24 protein-coding genes and 1 tRNA gene are annotated in these 21,047 nt (G+C 68.7%); 13 read left to right on the top strand and 12 right to left on the bottom strand.

Annotated features, from left to right (window positions below; translation table 11 throughout):
* The first annotated feature begins 206 nt into the window (after positions 1–206).
* The 4 genes from B3E43_RS02320 to B3E43_RS02305 all read left to right on the top strand — a co-directional run bounded on the left by B3E43_RS02320 (position 207) and on the right by B3E43_RS02305 (position 2,741).
* Positions 207–1,298, top strand: coding sequence for a S41 family peptidase (locus B3E43_RS02320; protein WP_292026280.1), 1,092 nt, complete (start codon positions 207–209; stop codon positions 1,296–1,298).
* Between the two features lie 138 nt (positions 1,299–1,436).
* Positions 1,437–1,874, top strand: coding sequence for a DoxX family protein (locus tag B3E43_RS02315; RefSeq protein WP_292026279.1), 438 nt, complete (start codon positions 1,437–1,439; stop codon positions 1,872–1,874).
* Between the two features lie 99 nt (positions 1,875–1,973).
* A complete protein-coding gene (locus tag B3E43_RS02310) occupies positions 1,974–2,396 on the top strand; it encodes an Hsp20 family protein (protein WP_292026278.1) in 423 nt (140 codons plus the stop codon).
* A gap of 84 nt (positions 2,397–2,480) precedes the next feature.
* Positions 2,481–2,741 carry a DUF1150 family protein gene (locus B3E43_RS02305; protein WP_292026277.1) on the top strand — a complete coding sequence of 87 codons (261 nt, stop codon included), beginning with the start codon at positions 2,481–2,483 and terminating at the stop codon, positions 2,739–2,741.
* 253 nt (positions 2,742–2,994) lie between these two features.
* On the opposite strand, the gene B3E43_RS02300 is transcribed toward B3E43_RS02305, so the two are convergent.
* From B3E43_RS02300 to rpoN, 3 genes are all read right to left on the bottom strand, one after another.
* Positions 2,995–3,462: a PTS sugar transporter subunit IIA gene (locus B3E43_RS02300; protein ID WP_292026276.1), complete on the bottom strand. Its 468-nt coding sequence runs from the start codon at positions 3,460–3,462 to the stop codon at positions 2,995–2,997.
* A gap of 76 nt (positions 3,463–3,538) precedes the next feature.
* The gene (hpf, locus tag B3E43_RS02295; RefSeq protein WP_292026385.1) at positions 3,539–4,204 is read right to left on the bottom strand and encodes a ribosome hibernation-promoting factor, HPF/YfiA family; all 666 of its coding nucleotides are present in this window, start codon (positions 4,202–4,204) and stop codon (positions 3,539–3,541) included.
* A gap of 227 nt (positions 4,205–4,431) precedes the next feature.
* Positions 4,432–5,949 carry an RNA polymerase factor sigma-54 gene (rpoN, locus tag B3E43_RS02290; protein ID WP_292026275.1) on the bottom strand — a complete coding sequence of 506 codons (1,518 nt, stop codon included), beginning with the start codon at positions 5,947–5,949 and terminating at the stop codon, positions 4,432–4,434.
* A gap of 147 nt (positions 5,950–6,096) precedes the next feature.
* Between rpoN and B3E43_RS02285 the strand changes: the two genes are divergently transcribed.
* A complete protein-coding gene (locus B3E43_RS02285) occupies positions 6,097–7,410 on the top strand; it encodes a M20/M25/M40 family metallo-hydrolase (RefSeq protein ID WP_292026274.1) in 1,314 nt (437 codons plus the stop codon).
* Between the two features lie 10 nt (positions 7,411–7,420).
* Here B3E43_RS02285 and lptB read toward each other — a convergent pair whose 3' ends face one another.
* The 5 genes from lptB to B3E43_RS02260 all read right to left on the bottom strand — a co-directional run bounded on the left by lptB (position 7,421) and on the right by B3E43_RS02260 (position 10,310).
* Entirely contained in the window at positions 7,421–8,182 is a 762-nt protein-coding gene (gene lptB / locus B3E43_RS02280; RefSeq protein ID WP_292026273.1) for an LPS export ABC transporter ATP-binding protein, read from the bottom strand.
* A gap of 50 nt (positions 8,183–8,232) precedes the next feature.
* Positions 8,233–8,727 carry an LptA/OstA family protein gene (locus B3E43_RS02275; protein WP_292026272.1) on the bottom strand — a complete coding sequence of 165 codons (495 nt, stop codon included), beginning with the start codon at positions 8,725–8,727 and terminating at the stop codon, positions 8,233–8,235.
* Positions 8,724–9,380 carry an LPS export ABC transporter periplasmic protein LptC gene (gene lptC / locus B3E43_RS02270; protein WP_292026271.1) on the bottom strand — a complete coding sequence of 219 codons (657 nt, stop codon included), beginning with the start codon at positions 9,378–9,380 and terminating at the stop codon, positions 8,724–8,726. The genes B3E43_RS02275 and lptC overlap by 4 nt, the downstream gene beginning before the upstream one ends.
* Positions 9,380–9,994: a ribonuclease D gene (locus tag B3E43_RS02265; RefSeq protein WP_292026270.1), complete on the bottom strand. Its 615-nt coding sequence runs from the start codon at positions 9,992–9,994 to the stop codon at positions 9,380–9,382. The genes lptC and B3E43_RS02265 overlap by 1 nt, the downstream gene beginning before the upstream one ends.
* Before the next feature lie 229 nt (positions 9,995–10,223).
* A tRNA-Leu gene (locus B3E43_RS02260) sits at positions 10,224–10,310 on the bottom strand.
* 176 nt (positions 10,311–10,486) lie between these two features.
* Here B3E43_RS02260 and B3E43_RS02255 point away from each other — a divergent pair.
* Complete coding sequence (locus B3E43_RS02255; protein ID WP_292026269.1) at positions 10,487–11,458, top strand: complex I NDUFA9 subunit family protein; 972 nt, start codon at positions 10,487–10,489, stop codon at positions 11,456–11,458.
* 1 nt (position 11,459) lies between these two features.
* Here the strand turns inward: B3E43_RS02255 and B3E43_RS02250 are convergent, their stop codons facing one another.
* Positions 11,460–12,281, bottom strand: coding sequence for an undecaprenyl-diphosphate phosphatase (locus B3E43_RS02250; RefSeq protein ID WP_292026268.1), 822 nt, complete (start codon positions 12,279–12,281; stop codon positions 11,460–11,462).
* 24 nt (positions 12,282–12,305) lie between these two features.
* A complete protein-coding gene (locus tag B3E43_RS02245) occupies positions 12,306–13,469 on the bottom strand; it encodes a citrate/2-methylcitrate synthase (protein ID WP_292026267.1) in 1,164 nt (387 codons plus the stop codon).
* Between the two features lie 155 nt (positions 13,470–13,624).
* Between B3E43_RS02245 and B3E43_RS02240 the strand changes: the two genes are divergently transcribed.
* Genes B3E43_RS02240 through queG form a run of 4 tightly spaced genes read left to right on the top strand, consistent with a single transcriptional unit; the run spans position 13,625 to position 17,398 of the window.
* On the top strand, positions 13,625–14,569 hold the full coding sequence (locus B3E43_RS02240) for a cation diffusion facilitator family transporter (protein WP_292026266.1): 945 nt from the start codon (positions 13,625–13,627) through the stop codon (positions 14,567–14,569).
* A gap of 35 nt (positions 14,570–14,604) precedes the next feature.
* Positions 14,605–15,291 (top strand): glutathione S-transferase family protein, encoded by a 687-nt coding sequence (locus B3E43_RS02235; protein WP_292026265.1) that lies wholly within the window; start codon positions 14,605–14,607, stop codon positions 15,289–15,291.
* 17 nt (positions 15,292–15,308) lie between these two features.
* Positions 15,309–16,355 carry a hypothetical protein gene (locus B3E43_RS02230; RefSeq protein ID WP_292026264.1) on the top strand — a complete coding sequence of 349 codons (1,047 nt, stop codon included), beginning with the start codon at positions 15,309–15,311 and terminating at the stop codon, positions 16,353–16,355.
* A gap of 5 nt (positions 16,356–16,360) precedes the next feature.
* Entirely contained in the window at positions 16,361–17,398 is a 1,038-nt protein-coding gene (gene queG, locus B3E43_RS02225; RefSeq protein WP_292026263.1) for a tRNA epoxyqueuosine(34) reductase QueG, read from the top strand.
* A 46-nt stretch (positions 17,399–17,444) separates the two neighbouring features.
* Here queG and B3E43_RS02220 read toward each other — a convergent pair whose 3' ends face one another.
* Both B3E43_RS02220 and B3E43_RS02215 read right to left on the bottom strand, forming a co-directional pair.
* Positions 17,445–17,987 carry an FKBP-type peptidyl-prolyl cis-trans isomerase gene (locus tag B3E43_RS02220; protein WP_292026262.1) on the bottom strand — a complete coding sequence of 181 codons (543 nt, stop codon included), beginning with the start codon at positions 17,985–17,987 and terminating at the stop codon, positions 17,445–17,447.
* Positions 17,968–19,170: a threonine ammonia-lyase gene (locus tag B3E43_RS02215; RefSeq protein WP_292026261.1), complete on the bottom strand. Its 1,203-nt coding sequence runs from the start codon at positions 19,168–19,170 to the stop codon at positions 17,968–17,970. The genes B3E43_RS02220 and B3E43_RS02215 overlap by 20 nt, the downstream gene beginning before the upstream one ends.
* 141 nt (positions 19,171–19,311) lie before the next feature.
* Here B3E43_RS02215 and B3E43_RS02210 point away from each other — a divergent pair, with 141 nt between their 5' ends.
* From B3E43_RS02210 to B3E43_RS02200, 3 genes are all read left to right on the top strand, one after another.
* A complete protein-coding gene (locus B3E43_RS02210; protein WP_292026260.1) occupies positions 19,312–19,821 on the top strand; it encodes a hypothetical protein in 510 nt (169 codons plus the stop codon).
* A 63-nt stretch (positions 19,822–19,884) separates the two neighbouring features.
* Positions 19,885–20,535 carry a BA14K family protein gene (locus tag B3E43_RS02205; RefSeq protein WP_292026259.1) on the top strand — a complete coding sequence of 217 codons (651 nt, stop codon included), beginning with the start codon at positions 19,885–19,887 and terminating at the stop codon, positions 20,533–20,535.
* A 167-nt stretch (positions 20,536–20,702) separates the two neighbouring features.
* Positions 20,703–20,900 carry a hypothetical protein gene (locus B3E43_RS02200; protein WP_292026258.1) on the top strand — a complete coding sequence of 66 codons (198 nt, stop codon included), beginning with the start codon at positions 20,703–20,705 and terminating at the stop codon, positions 20,898–20,900.
* The last annotated feature ends 147 nt before the right edge of the window (positions 20,901–21,047 follow it).

Raw genomic sequence — 21,047 nt, 5'->3', positions numbered from 1 at the left:
CTTGCATGGCATGCAAGAGGTCAGCGGTTCGACTCCGCTAAGCTCCACCATCGAAGGCCCCGCGGGAAACTGCGGGGCCTTCGTCCATTTCGGGACCGTATTCGGGGCAGAATGACCCGGTACACACGCCGGGTGGCCTCCGGTGCATCCATGCGCGAAGCTTGGCGCCTCTCTGATGTCGATACACATCGGAGTTGAGCCCCATCATGACCCCCAAACTCACATCGTCGATTTTCGCCGCCTGCGCCTCAGCGCTCGCTCTTGCCCTTGCCCCGGGCGTCGCCCTGGGCCAGCCGCAGCAGCGTCCGGACCCCGCCGCCGTAACTGTGAGCGCCGATGAGAACCGGGCGGTCATCCTGGCGCTGGCCCAGGTCCTGCGCGAACGCTTCGCCTTCCGCGAGCGCGGTATCGCCGCGGCGAACGAGATCGAGGCCATGGAGCGGCGCGGGGAGTTCCGGAGCGCGCGGTCCGGCGCGGAGCTGATGGCCCTGATCGACAGCAAGATCTCTCCCATCGTCAACGATCGGCATTTCCGTGTCCGTTACTTCGGGCCGGAGGCCGTCGCCGGCTTCACTGACGCGCCGCCGACGGCGGAAGAGCTCGCTGAATTCCACGAGGAGGTGCGCCTGCGCGGCAGCGAGATACCGGAGGTCCGGTGGCTGCCGGGCAATGTGGGATATCTCCGCCTCACCCTGCTTCTCGATACGCCGCCCGGTGTCGAGAAACTGGCCGCCGCCATGAGCCTGCTGGCCGACACTGGCGCGCTGATCATCGACGTGCGCGGAACACCGGGTGGCGAGCCGGCCGGCGTGGCCAATGTGATCGGCCACCTCGTCGCGGAGCGCACGGCCACGGTCCGTCTTGAGGTGGTGTCTGACCCGTCACAGAGCAGGATCTTCCATGCGGAGCCCCGGACCCCGGGGTTCGCCGGCAAACCCGTCTATGTGCTGATTGACGAAGGCACCGGTTCGGGGGCGGAGGAGTTCGCCTACGATCTGCAAGCCATGGGACGGGCGACCCTGGTCGGTCAGACGACCTCCGGCGCGGCGACCCCGGGTGGGTACCGACCGCTCAGCGGCGGGTTTGTGGCCTTCATCCCGATGGGAATCGTCAGCAACATGATCACCGGGGCAAACTGGGAGGGCGTGGGCGTTCCGCCGGACGTCGAGGTTCCGGCCGACGAGGCCCTGCCGCACGCCCATCGCCTGGCCCTTGAAGCCATACTGAAGGACGCCACAGGTGTGCGACGGGCCATTGCGGAAGAGGGCCTGGCCTCACTGGATCAGCCGCAAGACTGACCCGCCGGAGCAGGGCCTGGCATGCAATCAGTCAGCGGTTCGACGCCGCCAGGCTCTACCCTCGAAGGCCCCGCGGCAAGCCGCGGGACCTTCGTCCATCCGGGGGGCCGCAACCCCCCTCTTTTTCCGGAGACGATGATGAAGAACTGGCTCGGGCTCGACGCCCTCAAGCGCGGCGAGGACGCCGCCTTTCTGCTGCTGCGGCTCTATCTCGGCGGTTTTCTGATCTGGGGCGTCTGGGACAACATCACCTCGGCCGAGCGCATGGACGAGTTCCAGGGCTTCCTGACCGCCCTGAACGCCCCGATGCCCGCACTCGCCGCACCGGTGTCGGTGTGGGCCCAGATGTTGATCGGCGTGCTGCTGATCCCCGGCTTGCTGACCCGTTGGGCAGGCCTGCTGTTGTCCCTGAATTTTTTGGTGGCCGTGGCCCTGATCGCCCCGACGCAGGGAATTTTCCCCGACATCCCGCGCGAACTGTTCGGCCCGATGATGTGCGTGCTGGCGGGCCTGCTCCTCGCGACCCACGGCGCCGGGGCCTGGTCAGCCGACGCGCGGCTGTTCCGTCGCCGTTGACCGGCGGGCGCCCGCGCACCATCTAGGACTCAACGGCCGGCGCCCCGCCGATCACGGGGGGCGCAGACGGCCTGAGGCCTGCTTCGGGGGCGAGAGACGATGACGACGCGCACCATCCTGTTCGACAGCCCCTTCCTGCTCGGCTTCGACCATACCCGGGCCCTGATCGACAGGGCCGCCCGCGCCGCCGCGGACAGCTATCCCCCCTACAATGTCGAACAGCGGGGCGAGCATTCGGTGCGCATCTCCCTGGCCGTCGCGGGCTTCGGCCCCGACGACCTGATGATCACCCTCGAAGGCCGCCAGCTGACCATCGCCGGCAAGCGCGAACCGGCGCCCGACCAGGCCGACCAGGCCTTTCTGCATCGCGGCATCGCCGGGCGTGGCTTCGTGCGCAGCTTCGTCCTCGCCGACGGGCTGGATGTCGACGCAGCCCAGCTCGAGCACGGACTTCTGCACGTCGATATGAGCCGGCCCGCGGACCTGCCGGCGGTACGGCGGATACCGATCACCACCGGCTGACAGCCGGCCGTCTCCGGTCGCCGCTTTCGGGGCCGGACCCCAAAGCCCTTTCGGGCGTTAGTTCAGTACAAGGAGGCGGTCTCGATGACGCCCACCACGATCATGACCAAGGAAGATTTCAGGGGGCTGGGCGCGCCGGACCTCGTCTATGTGCGCGAGATCCGCGCCTCGGACGTGATGGCCGACGTCGCGGTGACCGAGGTCAAGGGCCTGTCGATTGACCCCGAGGCGACCCTTTACGCCGTTCATGGCGCCGACGGCGAACGTCTGGCCGTCATGATGGACCGCGAGGCCGCCTTCGCCGCCGCCGTGGCCCACGAACTGGAGCCGGTTTCCGTTCACTAGGGGGCGGCAGTTCGTTTCATCACAACGGGCACAACGGGTTCACAGCGAACGCAACGGGATCGAACGCCGGTCAGGGTTGGAGCCCTGTAGCGCGCCTCACTGGATTGCGGCGTACGCCGCATTGTTCGGGCTCAGTGCCAGCATGGCGGACGCGGATCTGTCAGCCCAAACGGACCCGTGGCGTCCGTTGTGACCCCGTTGTGCTCGCTGTGATGAACCCGTCTCGTCTCGGGCTAGTCGCAGTATGCGAGGCTCAGGCTGCCGTCGCCGGAATGCTGTCGCGGACGAACAGGGCCCGGATCGCGTCCGTGGTCCGCGCCTGACGCAGTTGCTCGCGCATCTCTGACGAGCGCAGGGCCCGCGAGACCGCGGCCAGGGCGCGCAGATGCTCGGCGCCGTCACATGGCGGCGCGAACAGGGCGAACAGCAGGTCCACGGGCCGATCGTCCACGGCCCCGTAGGCGACGGGCGTTTCCAGCCGGACGAACACGGCGGTCACCCGCGAAATGCCTTCAAGCCGGGCATGCGGAACCGCGACGCCCGAACCCAGACCCGTCGAACCCAGGGCCTCGCGCTCGAGCAAGGCCTCCATGATCCGGTTTTCCGGCATTCCGAGGGCCTGCGCGGCGGCTTCCGCCACCGTGTGCAAGGCCTGACGCTTTGACGAGGCGCCGCTGCGCAGGACGACGCCGCCGTCCGCCAGCAATTCACCGATGTCCATAAAGGAATTCCCGACTCTGCCCACACATCCCGAATGGGCGGGGGCCCTTTAGACCACCCGCCTCGATTGGGGAAGACTATACGCCGCTACCGTTTACCGAACCGTGTCCATTGATCGACTTCACCGTTCGCTCGGGATCAATCCAGCCCACATTGCCGTCGGGACGGCGGTAGACGACCGAGATGCCGCCATGCGCCGCATTGCGGAACAGCACGACCGGATAGCCCGTCATGTCGAGCTCGAGAACAGCCCGGCCCACGGTAATGGTGCGGATCTCGGCCTCGGTTTCTGCGATGACCATGCCGACGGGCGGCGGCTCGTCCGGCGCTCCGGCGTCGCCGAAGGCGTCATCCTCGACCGCGTCAGGGCTGCGCAGGACCATGCTGCGGGCCACTTCACGCGCGGCGTTCTCGGTCTTCTCGGGCGACAGGCCACGCGGTCCGGCGTGGTGGTTCTTGAGCCGGCGCTTGTAGCGTCGGACCCGTTTCTCGAGCTTTTCGAGTGAATCGGAGAAGGCCCCGTGGGCGTCGCCGCCCAGACCGCTGGTGACGATGGCCTCTCCCGACGCGAGGCGGACCCAGCAGTCCACCTTGAAGCCGTGGCCGTCTTTCGACACCACGACCTCGGCGTCCTGCGCCCCTCGTTCGAAATATTTGCCGATCCCGTCTTCGAGTTCCTGGGAGATGCGCGAGCCTAACGCGTCGCCGACATCTACGTGTTTACCACTGACCTGGATTTGCATGGTGATAGAACGCGACCGATCGCGAATGGTGTCAACGCCGATCACCGAAATGTGGTGAAGGTTATCGGGTCGGTTCTCCCTCCCCCGAAGTGGGGAGGGAGGTCGCGCAGCGACCGGGTGGAGAATTTCAAAGCCTGGCGCCGCCACCGCGGGACTGGCGTGCCCCACCCGGGCTCGGCTGCGCCTCGCCGTCCCTCCCCATGAAGGGGAGGGAGAACGCAACACGCCTAACCCGTCTTCAGCATCCGCTTGCGCTCGACCGACGACGGTATCCGCAGGGCCTCGCGGTATTTCGCCACGGTGCGGCGGGCGATGTCGATGCCCGTCTCCTTGAGAATCTCCACGATCCGGTCGTCGCTGAGGACGTCGCCGTCGCGGCCCTCGCCGTCGATCATGGCCTTGATCCGGTGACGCACGGCCTCGGCCGAATGGGTCGCCCCGCCGTCGGACGACTGGATCGCCGCCGTGAAGAAGAATTTCAGCTCGAACACGCCCCGCGGCGTCGAGACGTATTTGTTCGAGGTCACCCGGCTGACCGTCGATTCATGCATGCCGATGGCGTCGGCGACGGTCTTCAGGTTCAGCGGGCGCAGGAACTCGACGCCGAAGGCGAGGAAGGCGTCCTGCTGGCGCACGATCTCGGAAGACACCTTCAGAATGGTCTTGGCCCGCTGGTCCAGCGACTTGACCAGCCAGCTGGCCTGGGCCGCGCATTCGGCGACGAAGGTCTTCTCGACGTCCGAGCGCGAGCCCGCCGCGACCACCCCGTGATAGCGCTTGTCCATGATCAGCCGCGGCAGGGTGTCGGCGTTCAGCTCGACCTTCCAGCCGCCGGCCGGATCGGACCGCACATGCACGTCGGGGATCACCGTCTGGGCCGGTTCGCCGCCGAAGCCCGCGCCGGGCCGGGGCGTCAGGGCCTTCAGCTCGGCGATCATCTCGGCCATGTCCTCGGCGTCGACACCGCAGACCCGGCGCAGACCGGACAGGTCCCGTTTGGCCAGCAGGTCCAGATTGTCGAGCAGACAGCCCATGGCCGGATCGAACCGGTTACGCTCGATCAGCTGCAGCTTCAGGCATTCCGGCACCGAGCGGGCCATGACGCCGGTGGGCTCGAACCCGTGGCAGACCGCCAGAACCGCCTCGACCCGCTCCAGCGTGATCCCCAGCCGGTCGGCGATCTCGGCCAGTTCGCCGCGCAGATAGCCGCCCTCATCGACGGAATCGATCAGGGTCAGGGCGATGGCGTGGTCGGAGGGCGAGAAGGCCGCCTGCGACGCCTGGGCCTGCAGATGCTCCCACAGGGTCATCTCGCGACTGTCAGGCTGTTCGCGCCCCTCGCCGTCGGGCAGGCCGCCGCCCGCGCCGGCGCGGGACCAGTCGTTCAGCCCGACCTGGGCCTCGCCGACGCCGACATCCTCCATCCGGTCCGAGGTGCGCTCACCGGGGCTGGCGTCGCCATAGACATCGTCAGAGCGCGCATCGAGCGTGCGGTCCGCGTCCGTGACCCGGCCCTCGTCAAAGCTCATTTCGGCTGCGTCGTGGCTTTCGACCGGGACCGGCGCATCGATCTCGCCGCCGGGCTCGGCGTCCTCGCGCTGCAGCAGCGGGTTCTTTTCCAGCTCCGCCTCGACGAAGGCCTCCAGCTCGAGGTTCGACAGTTGCAGCAGCTTGATCGCCTGCTGCAGCTGGGGCGTGATGACCAGCCCCTGGCCCTGCCGAATCTCCAGCCTTTGTCCGAGCAACGTTCTTTTTCCCCTGGGTCCGGGCGTGGCCCGAAACTTGCTGCGGCCACCTTGTGGCCTGACCGGTTAACGGCGTTCTAAACCGCTGGACCTGCCGCCCGCGCTTTGCTCCCCTGTCCAGACCGTCCGTCCCGAGCGAGAGCCCCGATGCGCCTGATCCTTGCCGCCCTGCTGCTCCTTCTCACGCCCGCCGCGGCCCTCGCGCAGTCCACTACCGGAAACGGGGCCACCCCCGCCGAACAGACGATGATGCGGACCGTCGAGCGCGAGCATCACCGCCACATCGCCCTGCTCGAGCGGATGGTGAACCAGAACAGCGGTACCCTGAATCTCGAGGGAGTCCGCGTCGTGGGCGACATGGTCCGGGCCGAACTGGAGTCGTTGGGCTTCGAGGTCCGCTGGGTCGACATGACCGAGACCGGCCGCGCCGGCCACCTGATCGCCACCCATGCAGGCCCGGGCCGCAACATCCTGCTGATCGGCCACCTCGACACCGTCTTCGAGGCCGACAATCCTTTCCAACGCTTCGTCCGAGACGGCGCCCGCGCCACCGGCCCGGGCATAGGCGACGACAAGGGCGGCATCGCGGTCATCATCGCCGCCCTGCGGGCCATGCGGGCGGCGGGAAAGCTCGACGACGCCAACATCACCGTCTTCCTGACCGGGGACGAGGAGCGGATCGGGTCGCCAGTGGCCGTCGCCCGCCGCGACCTGATCGAGGCCGGCCGCGCCGCGGCGTATGCCCTGGAGTTCGAGAACCTGGCTGTCGAGGATGGCGCCGACTTCGGCACCATCGCCCGCCGTAGCGCCGCCAACTGGACCCTCACCGCCACCGGCCGCACCGGCCATTCCAGCGGGGTGTTCAACGACGCCCTCGGCTACGGCGCCATCTATGAGCTGGCCCGCATCCTCGACGGTTTTCGCCGCGACCTGCCCGAGCCGAACCTGACCTACAATGTCGGCGTGGTCGCCGGGGGCACGCCCGCCGCCATCGACACGGAGGGCTTCAATGTCACCGCCTCGGGCAAGACCAATATCGTCGCCTCGACCGCCATCGCCCGCGGCGACCTGCGCACCCTGACCCGCGAACAGGACGAGCGCGTCCGCGGCCGGATGCAGGCCATCGTCGACGACCACCTGCCGCGAACCGGGGCGGAATTGGTCTTCGCCGAGGGCGGCTATCCCCCCATGGCCCCGACCGAGGGCAACCGCGCGCTTCTGGCCCGCCTGAACGACGTCAACCGCGACCTCGGCCTGCCTCAGATGTCCGAATACGACCCCGCCCGCCGCGGCGCCGCCGACAGCGGCTTCGTGGCCGAGGATGTGGATACGCTGGGCGGCCTCGGCATCGCCGGCGGCAACGCTCACGCCGACGGCGAATGGGTCGATCTGGACAGTCTGGTGCGTCAGGCGCAACGGGCGGCGGTGCTGATCAGCCGGCTGAGTCTGGGGACGGAGTAGGCGCGAAACCTCAGCCGTACATGTCGCCCAGATAGACCCGGCGCACTTCCGGATCGCGGATCACGTCCTCGGCCTTGCCTTCGAACAGCACCGACCCGCCCGAGATGATCGAGGCGTGGTCGATGATTTCCAGCGTTTCGCGGACGTTGTGGTCGGTGATCAGCACGCCGATGCCCTGACCCGCCAGATAGCGGATGACCTGGCGGATGTCGGCGATGGCGAGGGGGTCGATGCCGGCGAAGGGTTCGTCCAGCAGCATGAAGCTGGGCTTGCCGGCCAGCGCCCGGGCGATCTCGCAGCGCCGCCGCTCGCCGCCCGACAGGCCCGAGGCCGGGGCATGGCGCAAATGGTCGATACGCAGCTCTTCCAGCAGGCGGCTGGTCTCCTCGGCGATGGCGGCCTGGCCGGTGTGGTGCAGTTCGACCACCGCCTTGACGTTGTGCTCGACCGTCATGCCGCGGAAGATCGAGGCCTCCTGCGCCAGATAACCCAGACCCATGCGGGCGCGCTGGTACATCGGCTGGGCCGTGATGTCCTCGCCGTCCAGCCAGATCGTGCCGCTGTCGGGCGGGATCAGGCCGGTGATCATGTAGAAACAGGTGGTCTTGCCGGCGCCGTTGGGCCCCAGCAGGCCCGCGACCTGGCCGCGCTCGACATGCAGGGAGACGTCGCGCACCACCTGCCGCTGACCGAACGCGCGGGCGATATGATCGACCCGCAGGCCCGTCGGGCGCGCGGGCTCGACCGCCGGGATCGCCGGCGTCTCGATCACATTGAGGGCTGAGAGTTCCTTACGGGCCAATGATCAGACGGAGCCGGGGCTCAGTTCCCGCTGCTGTCTGGGTAGAAGACGCCGCGGATGCGGCCGCCGTTCGATCCGGCGCCGCCGGCCATGGTGACCGCCTGGGTCTCCGTATTGTAGGTCAGCCGGCCGCCCGTCATGACATTCTGGCCCTGGGTCACGATGACGTCGCCCGTCACGACCACCAGATTGTCCCCGGGCGTATAGACGGCCCGGTCGCCGCGAATGGTCTGATCAGGCGTGACGAAATAGACGTTCCCGCTGGCCTCGATCCGCTCGATTCCGCTATCGGCGCCGGAACCATTGATGGCGTCAGCGCGGAGACGGTTCTGCCCCTGGATGACTTCAGCGCGCCCGCGCAGGGTCAGGCTGTTCGGCGTCGCCTCGCCGGCGTCAGCGCCGTAGGAGATCGCACCCTCGCCAATCCGGGGCGCCGTCTGGGCGTCGCCCATGGTCGGTAGCGCCAGCAGCGCCAGCGACGCAGCCGCGATGGTCAGGACTCGGGTACTGGTCATGGGTTGGACCCTCCGGCGTTGATCGTGCCGCGTATCTTGTTTTCGCCGGAGCCTCGAAACTCGACGCGCCCGCCCTGTTCCCGGATCACATAGGACGAAGCAGAGATGGTTCCAAGCGGCCCGGAGCCCTGGACGCCCTTGTTCCCGGTCACAATGCCGGTCGCGGTGTCGACCACCGCCTCGGGCGTCACCAGCGTAAAGCCCGAGCCGCCGTCGGAAATCCGCACATTCGGGCCGATGGTCACGGTCTTGCCGGCCTCGTCATAGACCCCGCCGTCGGCCGTCAGGGTCGTCACCTTGCGGCCCCCCAGGTTCAGCCGCAGCGCCGGGCCGACCAGCCGGTAGCGGCCCGTATCCGGATCGCGCACGGCGCCCTCGGCGGCGATGATGAAGCTGCGACCGGCCGCGTCCTGGCCGTGGAACCGTAGCGCATCGAGGCGAATTTCCCGGCTGGTCCCGGCCTTGCGCTCGACGTCGGACATGACGCTGCGCAGCACGATCCAGCTGACCGTGCCACCCGCCAGGACGATGATCGCCACCGGCAGGATGCGGCGCAGCAGTTGCACCCGGCGTGACCGCGCACGGAAGGCCCTGGCCGTCGCGGCGACGCGGGCCTCGTCCTGATGTGCGTGGCTGTCGGCGGGATCGGTCATCAGGTGTGCGCGAACACGTCCATCTCGTCCCAGCCCGCCAGATCAAGCGCCGAGCGGGTTGGCAGGAAGTCGAAACACTTACGGGCCAGCTCGGTCCGGCCCTCGCGCGCCAGCATCTCGTCCAGCCGGACCTTGGCCGCGTGCAGGTACAGGACGTCCGACGCGGCGTATTCCAGCTGGGCCGGCGACAGTTCGGCCGCGCCCCAGTCGCTCGACTGCTGCGCCTTGGACAGGTCGACCCCGACCAGTTCGCGCACGACATCCTTCAGGCCGTGGCGGTCGGTATAGGTGCGGGCCAGTTTCGAGGCGATCTTGGTGCAATAGACCGGACGGGTTTCGACCCCGAGATGCAGCTGGAACATGCCGATGTCGAACCGGCCGAAATGGAACAGCTTCAGCACCTTCGGATCGGTCAGCAGCCGCTTCAGATTCGGGCAGTCATAGCCCGGGCGGTTCATGCGCACGACATGGGCGTCGCCGTCCCCGGCCGACAGCTGCACCACGCAGAGCGGATCACGCCGGAAGCGCAGCCCCATGGTCTCGGAATCGATGGCGACTTCGGGCCCGAGATCGAGGCCGTTGGGCAGGTCGCCTTCGTGGAGGAACACCGTCATTCGTGAAACCCTTTCAGGCCCTCAACTAGCGTGCGGCGGCGGGGATGTCTCCCTCCGGCTCGGAGTGGTTCGTGGTCAGTGATTAGTGGTTAGTGGTTAGTGGGGGCAGGTTCACGGGTCGCGATATCCGGACGCCGCCTGTTCCGCCGTCAGCCACTAACCACTAATCACTCGCCACAGCCCCAAAACACAAACGGCGCCGCACCGAAGCGCGACGCCGTCTGAATATTGGTGCCCAGGAGAGGACTCGAACCTCCACGACATTTCTATCACTGGCACCTGAAGCCAGCGCGTCTACCAATTCCGCCACCTGGGCCCAGACGTTTCGCGCTTGCACACATATCCGTCCGGAAGGCGCGGACCCTTAAGGCAGGGTCAGGGGCCGGTCAACAGGGATTTGCGGCCTTTGCGTTGCGAGCATCGCGGCCATCGTCTAATCCCCGGCGCGTCGAGGGTTTCCCGTCCTCGCACCGTCGCCTTTCGGAGCCTGTCATGAACGAAGTCGCCCCCGGCCTTGTCACCGTCTTCGGCGGCTCGGGTTTCGTCGGAAGCCAGGTCGTCCAGGCGCTGGCCAAACGCGGCTGGCGCGTCCGTATCGCATGCCGTCGGCCTGACCGCGCCTGGAAGCTCCAGACCTCGGGTTCGGTCGGCCAGTTCCAGTCGGTTCGCTGCGACGTCACACGTCCGGAGGAGGTCGCGGCGGCCCTGCGCGGCGCCGATGCGGCGATCAATCTGGTCGGAATCCTGTACGAATCAGGCCGCCGCACCTTCCACGCCCTGCACGTCGACGCCTCGCGGAACATCGCCGAGGCCTGCGCCGCCGGCGGCGTCAACCGTCTGGTCCAGATCTCGGCCATCGGCGCCAGTCCCGAGAGCCGCTCCGACTATGCCCTGTCCAAGGCCGCGGCCGAGATGGCGGTGCGCGAGGTCAAGCCGGACACGGTGGTGATCCGCCCGTCGATCGTCTTCGGCGCCGGCGACGACTTCCTGAACCGGTTCGCCGCCCTGGCCTCCATCGCCCCGGCCCTGCCGCTGATCGGCGGCGGCCAGACGAAATTCCAGCCGGTCTATGTCGCCGACGTGGCCGAGGCCATCGCCCGCGCGACGGCGGCGCCCGAGGCTGCCGGCCGCACTTTCGAGCTCGGCGGGCCGGCCGTGATGACCTTCGAGGACGTGCTGAAACTGATCCGGCGCGAGACCTATCGCAGCTTCGGCCTCATCCCCCTGCCGTTCTTCGCGGCCCGCGCCATCGGCTCGATGGCCCAGCTGACCGCCATGGTCGGCATCCCGCCGGTCCTGACCCGCGATCAGGTGGTGCTGCTGGAGAGCGACAATGTCGTCGCCGAGGGGGCCGAGGGTCTGGCCACGCTGGGCATTGAACCCACGGGAATTGAGGCCATCGCCCCGTCCTACCTGTGGCGCTATCGCCGCGGCGGGCAGTTCGCCGAAGCGCCGGCGGCCTGAGTCAGGCCAGACCGGCCCAGACCAGACCGAGACCGATCACACCGACGATGATCCGCCACCAGGCGAAGGGGGCGAAGCCGTGTCTGGCGACGAAGTCGACCATGGCCTTGACGACGATCCAGCCGCTGATGAACGAGACCACGAAGCCGACGGCGATGATCCCGCCGAAGTCCCAGTCGATCGTCGCCCCGCTCTGGATGATGTCCCAGCCCGAGGCCGCGACCATGGTGGGAATGGCCAGGAAGAACGAAAACTCGGCCGCCGCCCGCTTGTCGAGACCGAGGCTGAGTCCGCCCGCGATGGTCGCGCCCGACCGCGAGACGCCGGGGATCACCGACAGGCACTGGAACAGGCCCACGCCCAGCGACCGTTTCCAGGACAGGGTCATGGCGTCGTCGGCCGTCGGCTTCGGCGCGAACCGCTCGAGCGCCAGCAGACCGAAGCCGCCGAGGATCAGGGAGACGCAGATCACCGTCACCGCCGTGTCGCCCTCGACGTTGAACAGCACCGCCTTGATGAAGTCGTAGAGGAAGACCCCGACGATCACCGAAGGCAGGAAGGCGATCAGGATGCTGATGGCGAAATGCCGCGCCTTCGGATCGGTGGGCAGGCTGATGAGCACCTTCCACAGCCGGGCGAAATACAGGGCGACGACCGCCAGAATGGCGCCCAGTTGGATCAGGACGACGAAGGAGCTCCAGCGCGGATCGGTCAGGCCAAGCAGCTTTTGCGTCAGAAGCAGGTGGCCTGTGGAGGAGACCGGAATGAATTCGGTCAGGCCTTCGACAAGGCCCAGAATGATCGCCGCAATCCAGTCCGCCACGCACGTCCCCAAACAAAAGGGCCGTCAGTGCGCGCCCGGTTCGGGTCCCACATAGCGCAATCGCGCGCGGATAGGCGAGCCGTTCGTCGACTGATCCAGCGCGTGCCCCAGCAGCCCGGCCAGCCGGCCGAGCAACAGCAGGTCTCCGGCGGCGTCGCGCGGCAGCTCCAGTCGCCGCGCGACGAGCGCGAGGGCGAGGCCGAAATTGGCCGGCCGGCCGGTCGCCGTCTGGCCCTCCAGCAGCGCGCGCGACAGGTCGGGCGGCAGATCGGCGGCGGCCAGCAAGGCCGCGGCGCGCGGGTCGCCGGCCGGATATTCCGCGCTGCCGAATCCCGCCAGACCGCCGGCCGCATGGGCGCGCCGCGCCGCGTCCGTGGCCTGACGCCGCACCGCGACGACCCAGTCGGCCGCCCGGGTGAGTTCCGCCATCATGTCGGACCCGGCCAGGGTCAGCAGGCCGGCGAAGGCCGCCGCCGCCGGCGCCGCGCCGCCGTCCGCCGCCGCCCGTGTAGCCAGCACCGACGCATTCATCTCATTGTCCGCCGCCAGCACGAGCGCGCGCCGGATCAGGTGGGCGTCCCGGTCGGGGGTTTTCCATGACCGGGCCAGCCGCTGGTGCAGGAACAGGCGCGGTCCCGAACCGGCGGCGGCGTCCACCGCCTCGTCGAGCACCCGGGCGCACTCGAGTCTCAAGGTCTCGACCGTGCGCGCCTTGGGGTCGGCATCCTCCTCGGCCCGGCGGGCGAGGGCTGCAAACAACCGGGCCCGTACGGAGCCGCCGGGGACGGCGCCGACGCGTGGCCGTATCTCGGCGAAGGGATTGGCTGGCCGGGCGTCCCACAGGCGGCGGGCCACGTCTTCAAGGGTCGCCGTCTCGGCCAGCTGGGTCGCGTCGAGCCCGCGATAGAACAACCGCCCGTCGGCGATCGCCGTCAGGGACGAACAAACCTCGGCCTCGCCTCGGCCCGCCATGCGCGGAATGCGCCGCTGCGCCGCCTGCTCGTCGTCATCGACCGTGTCGCCCGTCAGCCGGGCGATGTCCTGTACGGCATAGAGGCTGCGGCGCGGATCCGAGGGGTCAGGTCGGGCCGCGATTCGGCCCCGGCTAACATAGGCATAGAGGGTCTGGGTCTTGACCCCGAGCCGGGCCAGGGCCTCGCCGCGCCCGATCCAGCGGACGTCCTCCATGGCTGGGTCTGCCGGTTCCAGGTCGCAACCTCCGCAGGGAGCGTCAGGCTCCCGCCCTATCGGGCTCGCACCATGGGGCGGTTTCGTGACGATCCCGCTAACGGACTGATCGCCTTGACCTTGGCAGGGCGCGGGCTTTCCGCGACAAGGCGTCAATGACGTCCGCCGCCTCCGCCCATGTTCTCCACGCCGAAGGCCATGCCGCCACCCGCGCCGTGACCCGGCTGTCGGTCGGGGTCGCCGTGGTGCTGATCGCGCTCAAGGCCTTCGCCCTGGGCGCCTCCGGCTCGGTGTCGATCCTGGCCTCGCTGGCCGATTCGGCGCTGGACCTGCTGGCGTCGCTGGGCGTGTTCTTCGCCGTGCGCTGGGCCGCCGCGCCTTCCGACGAGGACCACCGTTACGGTCACGGCAAGGGCGAGGCCCTGGCCGCACTGGTCCAGGCGGGGCTGGTCTTCGCCTCGGCCCTGTTCATCGGCTGGGAGGCCGTGCAGCGCATCTTCGACCCCCGTCCCGTCACCTCGGGATACTGGGGCGTTCTGGTCATCCTGATCTCGATCGCCCTGACCGGCTGGCTGGTTTGGATGCAGGGCCGCGCCATGCGAAAAAGCGGCTCCCTGGCCGTGGCGGCCGACCGGGCCCACTATGCCGGCGACCTGGCGGCCAATGGCGTGGTCCTGATCGGGGTGATCTCCGGAACCTTCCTGGCCGCGCCGGGTCTGGACGCGGCGGCGGGCCTGATCGTCGCGGTCTGGCTGTTCTGGGGAGCCCTGGGAGTCCTGAGGAGCGCCGCGGACCATCTGGTCGACAAGGCCGTGCCCGATGCAGACCGCATCGCCATCACCACCGCCGTCCTCGCCGATCCCCGCATCTCAGGCGTCCACCAGCTGCGCACCCGGATGGCGGGCCCGGCCATGATGATCCAGATGCATGTCGACCTCGAGCCGACCCTGACCCTCGACGCCGCCCACGCCATCGTGGTCGAGGCCGAGAACCGCCTGCTGGCCGCCTTTCCACGTGCGGACATCCTCATCCACCCGGACCCGCGCGGCCGCGCCGAACTTCACGAGCCGCCCGGGGTGGAAACGCTTCAAGACAGCTAACGCGGGATTAACGCCCGCCGGTGCATGCATCGGCCATGTCGGCCTGCGTCCTCTATCATTTCGCCTTCGATCCGGGCTCCCGCGCCGTGCGGCTGGCGCTGGGCGAGGCGCGACTGGAGTTCTCGGAAACCCCCGTCCGCCCGTGGGAGGACGGCTGCCCCGTCGCGACACTCAACCCGTCAGGCATGCCGCCTGTGCTCCAGCTGTCCGATGCCGCCGGCCGTCCCCTGACCCTGTGCGAACCGGCCGCCATCCTCGGCTGGCTGGAGGAGCGGACCAACGAACCCCTCCTTCTGCCCGCCGACGCCGCCGAGCGCGCCGAGGTCCGCCGCCTGCTGGCCTGGTTCGACCGGCGCTTCACCGACGAGGTCAACGCCGTCCTGCTGCATGAGCGGATGGAGAAGCCCCTTCTCCGTCTCGGCCCGCCCGAGGCCCGCGCCCTGCGCGCGGGGCGAGAGGCGCTGAGGTCCCATCTGGCGATGATGGAAGGCCTGCTGGCCCAGCGCGACGCCCTCGCCGGCCGCCGTATCAGCCAGGCCGACATCGTCGCCGCCGCCCATCTGTCGGTGCTGGACTATTTCGGCGAGGTCGCCTGGGCCTCCTATCCGGGTCTCAAGACCTGGTACATGAAGCTGAAATCCCGCCCCTGTTTTCGCCCTCTGCTTGCAGACCGCTTCCCAGGCGTGCCCCCGTCAGGGCACTATGCGGACCTCGATTTCTGAGGCTTGGGGAATTCAGGATGCGTCATCAGCTCGCCGCCGTCGTTTCGGCGGTCCTTCTTGGTGCGGTCCCGGCGACGGCCTTCGCTGAACCGGTCGCGCCACCCCAGGTCCAGTCCGACCAGGTCATGGCCGCCTCCATACAGGAGTGGCTGGCCGAGGCTGCGCAGTGGAGCGGCGCCTATACCGGCCTCATGGACGCGAGGGTCGAACGGCTGACCGGGCTGATGGACGGCGGAAACCGCCTGATGGACCTGCTGAACGCCCGCAAGGAGCGTGAAGCCCGGGCCTGGGTGCAGTCCTGGGCCGTTGAGCAGAAGGCCGCCTTCGCGGCGGACTATGACGCCTATGCCGCCCTGCCCCCGCACCCCCCCGAGGCGCCGGCCTCGCTCGGAAGCGAGGCTGAGGAGCTGAGACAGGACTATGTCATTCTCCGGGATCGGGTCGGCTCCCTGCTGATCCAGACCCGGACATCGGGCGAGACCTACATCGACCTGGTGGTCGCGGCGGCGTCGGGCCGCCCCAATGACCTTCGCGCCCTGGGCTCGGGCACCTTCACCGTCATGGCCGCCCATCTCCAGGCTGAGAATGTGATGATGGAGAATGTCCGGGGGAGAGCCGGCGAGCCCAACTACTATTTCACCAACTGCATGCTGGAATCCAACCTCGCCATGATCGCCTGGGCCCGCGCCGCCGAACAGCGCGCGCTGGGCAAGCCCGTCGACCTCGCCGGCGTGGCTGCCACGATGCGCGCCCACACCTCGACCGCGCGTCAGTCGGCGGACGATCTGGCGACCTCGATCGAACAGACCGGTCAGTTGCTGGCCTCCGAACCCGGCCTCCAAGGCACGCCCCTGCTGGCCAACCTGACGGGCGCGCTCGACACCCTGCGCAGGAACGCCGAGGTCGAGCACCGGATCGCTGACGAGATGGACCGCCTGGCTCGCGCCATGCAGGCCTCGGATCAGGCCGGCCAGGAGGCCAGCACGATCAGCCTGAACCGGCTGGTCGACCAGCGACTGGCCTTGTTCCAGCAGCGTCAGGCGCTGATCGCCGGAACCGCCTGAGGTCGGTGGCCGACCCCCGCGACAGCATCCGGGACAGCGCCGCCGCCCTGGGCTTCGACGTCTGCCGCTTCGCCTCGGCGTCCGAGCCCTGGAGCGCGGGCGAGCGGCTGGCGCATTTCGTCGAGGCGGGCCGTCACGGCGACATGGGGTGGATGGAGACGACGCTCGAGCGCCGCGCCCACCCCACCGCCATGTGGGACGGCGCCCGGACCGCGGTGGTGCTGGGCCTCAACTACGGCCCCGAACAGGATCCGCTGCCGGAGATGGAAGACCGCTCTGCCGGCTATATCTCGGTCTATGCGCGGGGCGACGACTATCACGAGGTCATCAAGGGCCGGCTGAAGACGCTGGCCGGCCAGATCGCCGCCCGCACCGGCGAGGAGGTCAAGGTCTTTGTCGACACCGCGCCCCTGATGGAGAAGCCGCTGGCCCAGCGCGCCGGCCTCGGCTGGCAGGGCAAACACACCAATCTGCTGAGCCGCAGTCACGGCAACTGGCTCTTCCTCGGCGTCATCCTGACCGCCGCCGAACTGGAGCCCGACGCGCCCGAGGGCGAGCATTGCGGCACCTGCACGGCCTGCCTCGACGTCTGTCCCACGAACGCCTTCCCGGCCCCGTTCCAGCTCGATGCGCGCCGGTGCCTGTCCTATCTGACCATCGAGTTCGCCGGGCCATGGCCGGAAGAATTCCGCACCGCCACCGGCAGCCGCATCTACGGCTGCGACGACTGTCTGGCCGTCTGCCCGTGGAACAAATTCGCCGCCGCCTCGCAGGAGGCGCGCGTGCAGGCGCGCGAGGCCCTGGTCTCGCCACGGCTGGCCGACCTCGCCGCCCTGGACGACGCCGCCTTCCGTGCCCTGTTCTCGAAGAGCCCCGTCAAGCGCATCGGCCGCAACCGGTTCGTCCGCAATGTGCTGTACGCGATCGGCAACAGCGGGGACGCGGCGCTGATACCGTCGGCCGAACGCCTGCTGGATGACCCGGACCCCGTGGTGCGCGATGCGGCTGGATGGGCGGCGGGGCGGCTGGCAGAGGCGAAGTAGCGCGCGTTCTCCCTCCCCCGACGTGGGGAGGGAGAACGTCTGCGTCCTACCCCTGCGCGATCGCCCCGCCCCGGTCGCCACCCGGCACCGGGGCGACTTCCAGCAGCTTCAGCCGGAACACCATCACCGCATTGGGCGGTATCCCCGGCCGGCCCTGTTCGCCATAGCCCAGCGCGGGCGGCAGATAGACCACCCACTCGTCGCCGACCCGCATCTGCTGCAGCACCTCGGTCCAGCCGGGCACCACTTCGCTGACCGTGAACACCGCCGGCTGACCGGCCTGGTAGGAGCTGTCGAACACCGTCCCGTCGGTCAGGGTGCCCTCATAGTCGACGCGCACCAGGTCGTTGCGGTCGGGGCGCTCCCCGTCCGCGGGGCCTGACCGCATCACCTTGTACTGAACGCCGGACGGCAGGGTCCGCACGCCCTCGACCCGGGCGTTGGAGGTCAGGAAGAATTCGGCCGCGCGCAGATTCTGCGCCGCCGTCTCGTCCGGCGCTGCGGTTCCGCGATCACAGGCGGCCAGCGGCGCGCCCATGGCCGCAACCATGGCCAACGCCAGCGCGCCCCTAGCCCATCCGTAATTCATATCCCGCCTCTTCCAGTCCATGTCTGATTTCGATGGCGTGGGCCTCGCCACGCGTCTCGACCATGATGTCGAACTCCGCGCCCTTGGCCGGCACGTCCAGCGCCAGCCGGTTGTGCACCACGTCGATGATGTTTCCGCCCAGTCCGCCGATCACGGCGCTCATCTTGGACAACATGCCGGGGCGATCGTCGCCGAGGATGCGATAGACGATCATCTTCTTCTCGCGCACCAGTTCGCGGTTCAGCACCACGGCCAGCATGCGGGCGTCGATATTGCCGCCGCAAAGCACCAGCCCGACCTTCATCCCCCTGAACTTGTCCGGATACGCCAGCAGGGCGGCGAGGCCGCCCGCGCCGGCGCCCTCGGCCACGGTCTTCTCGAGGGTGGCGTAATAGGCCACGGCGGTCTCGAAATCCGCTTCCTGGCAGACGAGGACCTCCTCGATCAGGGGGTCGGCGATAGCGAAGGGGATGTCACCCACGGCCTTGATGGCGATGCCCTCGGCGATGGTCTGGCCGCCGCATTTCGGCGTCTCACCCCGGCGTTTGGCGCTGAACGAGGGGTACATGGCCGCCTCGACGCCGAAGATGCGGATATCCGGCTTCATCGCCTTGGCCGCCACCGAACAGCCGGCGATCAGTCCGCCGCCGCCGATGGGGATGATCAGGGCGTCCAGATCCGGCGCGTCCTCGAGGAACTCCACCGCGCAGACGCCCTGGCCCGTAACGATGCCCTCGTCGTCGAAGGCCGAGACGAAGACGTACCCCTTCTCGTCGCGCAGCCGGTGGGCTTCTTCGGTCGAGCCGGTGAAGTCCAGCCCCTTGATGACCACGGTCGCGCCGTGAGCCCGGGTGCCGTCCGCCTTCACGAAGGGGGTGCCCTCGGGCATGACGATGGTCACCGGCACGCCCAGCCGGGCGCCGTGATAGGCCAGGGCCTGGGCGTGGTTGCCCGCGCTCGCCGCCACCACGCCGCGTTTGCGCTCATCCGGCGTCAGCTGCAGCAGCCGGTTCAGCGCCCCGCGCTCCTTGAAGCTGCCGGTGAAATGCAGGTTGTCGAACTTGACCCAGACCTCCGCCCCGGTCAGCTGCGACAGCCGCCGTGAATAGCGCACCGGCGTGCGATCGACCTGGCCGGCGATGCGGTCGCGGGCCGCCAGAATGTCGTCAAACGTGACTGTCATGGACGCTCCCTATACCCGGTCTGCGCCGGGTTGATGCGCGCTTTTGGCCCACGGCCCGATGCGCCGCAACCTTGACCTTATGACGGCGTTGAGCGTCTGATCGGGACGTTCGACCCGCACCCCAAGACGGAGAGAGCCTTCATGTCCGCCCGCCACCTGATTGTCGTCGCCGCCGTCGCCGCCTCGCTGGCCGCCTGCGAGACCGTTCCCATGGGCGATTCCGGCCTTGGCCCACGGCCCGCCTCCACCGCCTTCAGCGCCGAAGACTTCGCCTGGTCCGCCGGATCGGGGCGCGGCTCCATCGACGGTCGCGTCGCCTTCAGCCGCGACGGCCAGGCTTTCACCTGCACCGGTTCGGTCGCGCTGACGCCGGACACCCCCTACACGCGCGCCCGATTCCAGACCCTGTACGGATCGACCGACCGGGCGGCCATTCCCGAGGCCGTGGTGCGCGCCCGTACGGTGCCGGACCCCAATGCCGACTATCGTTCCTTCGTCCGTTCGACCACCTGCCAGAACGGCCGGTTCGAATTCTCGGGACTCCCGGACGGTGACTGGTTCATCATCACCCCCGTCAGCGCCGGTGGCGACCGCATCGTTCTGATGCGTCACATCGGAACCCGCGGCGGACGCGTGTCCGTCACCCTGTAAGCGTCGCCTGCCAGTGCCTGTTGTCTTTGGGGCCGCGTTCCTGGCCGCTTCGGAGAGTTAACCATGTTCCGTTTCGCCCTGATCGCCGCCGCCGGCCTGAGCCTCTCCGCCCTTCCGGCCACCGCCCAGTCGTGGGGCGGAACCTATGACAGCGGCTACCGGAGCAACGACAGCTACCGGTCCCATGACAGCGGTTATCGGAGTAACGACGGCTACCGCTCGTATGACAGCGGCTATGGCCAGCGGTCCTATGGCGACAGCTACGTCGCCCGCCGCTCCAACGCCGTACCGTCGAATTTCGACTGGCGCAGCCAGCTGGACCGGCCGGGCGACTATCGCTGCGACCAGTTCTGGGACGCCAACCGCAATGATTGCGGCGACCGCTGGCGCGACCAGCGCCGCCAGGCCAGCCCCCAGGCGCGGCGCGACTATCGTGAACTGGCCGGCTATGGCGGCGGTTACAGCCACGGCCGGTACAACAACCGACGGGGTTACGGCTCGGCTTACAACTATGGCCATGCGCAGGGGTCCACGACGTATCACGGCGCCTATGGCCGGCCCGATCACGTCTATCCGGGCGGCGGGACCAGCTACGGCGGCTACAGCAGCGGCTACGGGTCGCGCTCCGACTGGTGCCGGGCCAACTACCGCTCCTACGACCCGCGCACCGGCTATTACCGCGCCTACAGCGGCCGGCTGGTCTACTGCGGCTAGGGCGTTGAAGTAGCGACACGCCGCGCGTCGAGCGTTAGCGCACCCCGCCTAACACTGCTCATCCGATCACGGATCAGTGGATAACCGCTGTTCGCCATTGTTTGGCCTTGTCTGACCCGCTTCGGTGCCCGTGACCCGCAAGGGGCGGTGGATCAGGGAGCGCGTAAATGTCCCAGCACAATATTTCCGGTTCGGAAGTCTTCGGACCCAAGCCCGGCGTCATGCTGCGATCAGTCAAGACCAGCGGCCTCCGGCGCCAACGCGCCGCCCGCACCTGGGCAGCCTTCATCGCCGGCGCTGTGGTGGCGGTGGCGGGTGGAGCCATCGCTTTGGCGGCCGTGTTCGGCCCCACGCTGTTCGGCTAGGAACCTGCGTTCTCCCTCCCCTTCATGGGGAGGGTGGTCGCGCAGCGACCGGGTGGGGAACGCCAGTCCCGCACCGATGGCGCCCGGCTTCACACTTCCCCACCCTGTCAGCGCTTCGCGCCGACATCCCTCCCCACTTCGGGGGAG

The organism is Brevundimonas sp. UBA2416, from assembly GCF_002343105.1.
Lineage (GTDB): Bacteria > Pseudomonadota > Alphaproteobacteria > Caulobacterales > Caulobacteraceae > Brevundimonas.
Note: the sequence above shows the minus strand (reverse complement) of the source record. Positions and strands in the feature narration are given on the sequence as shown.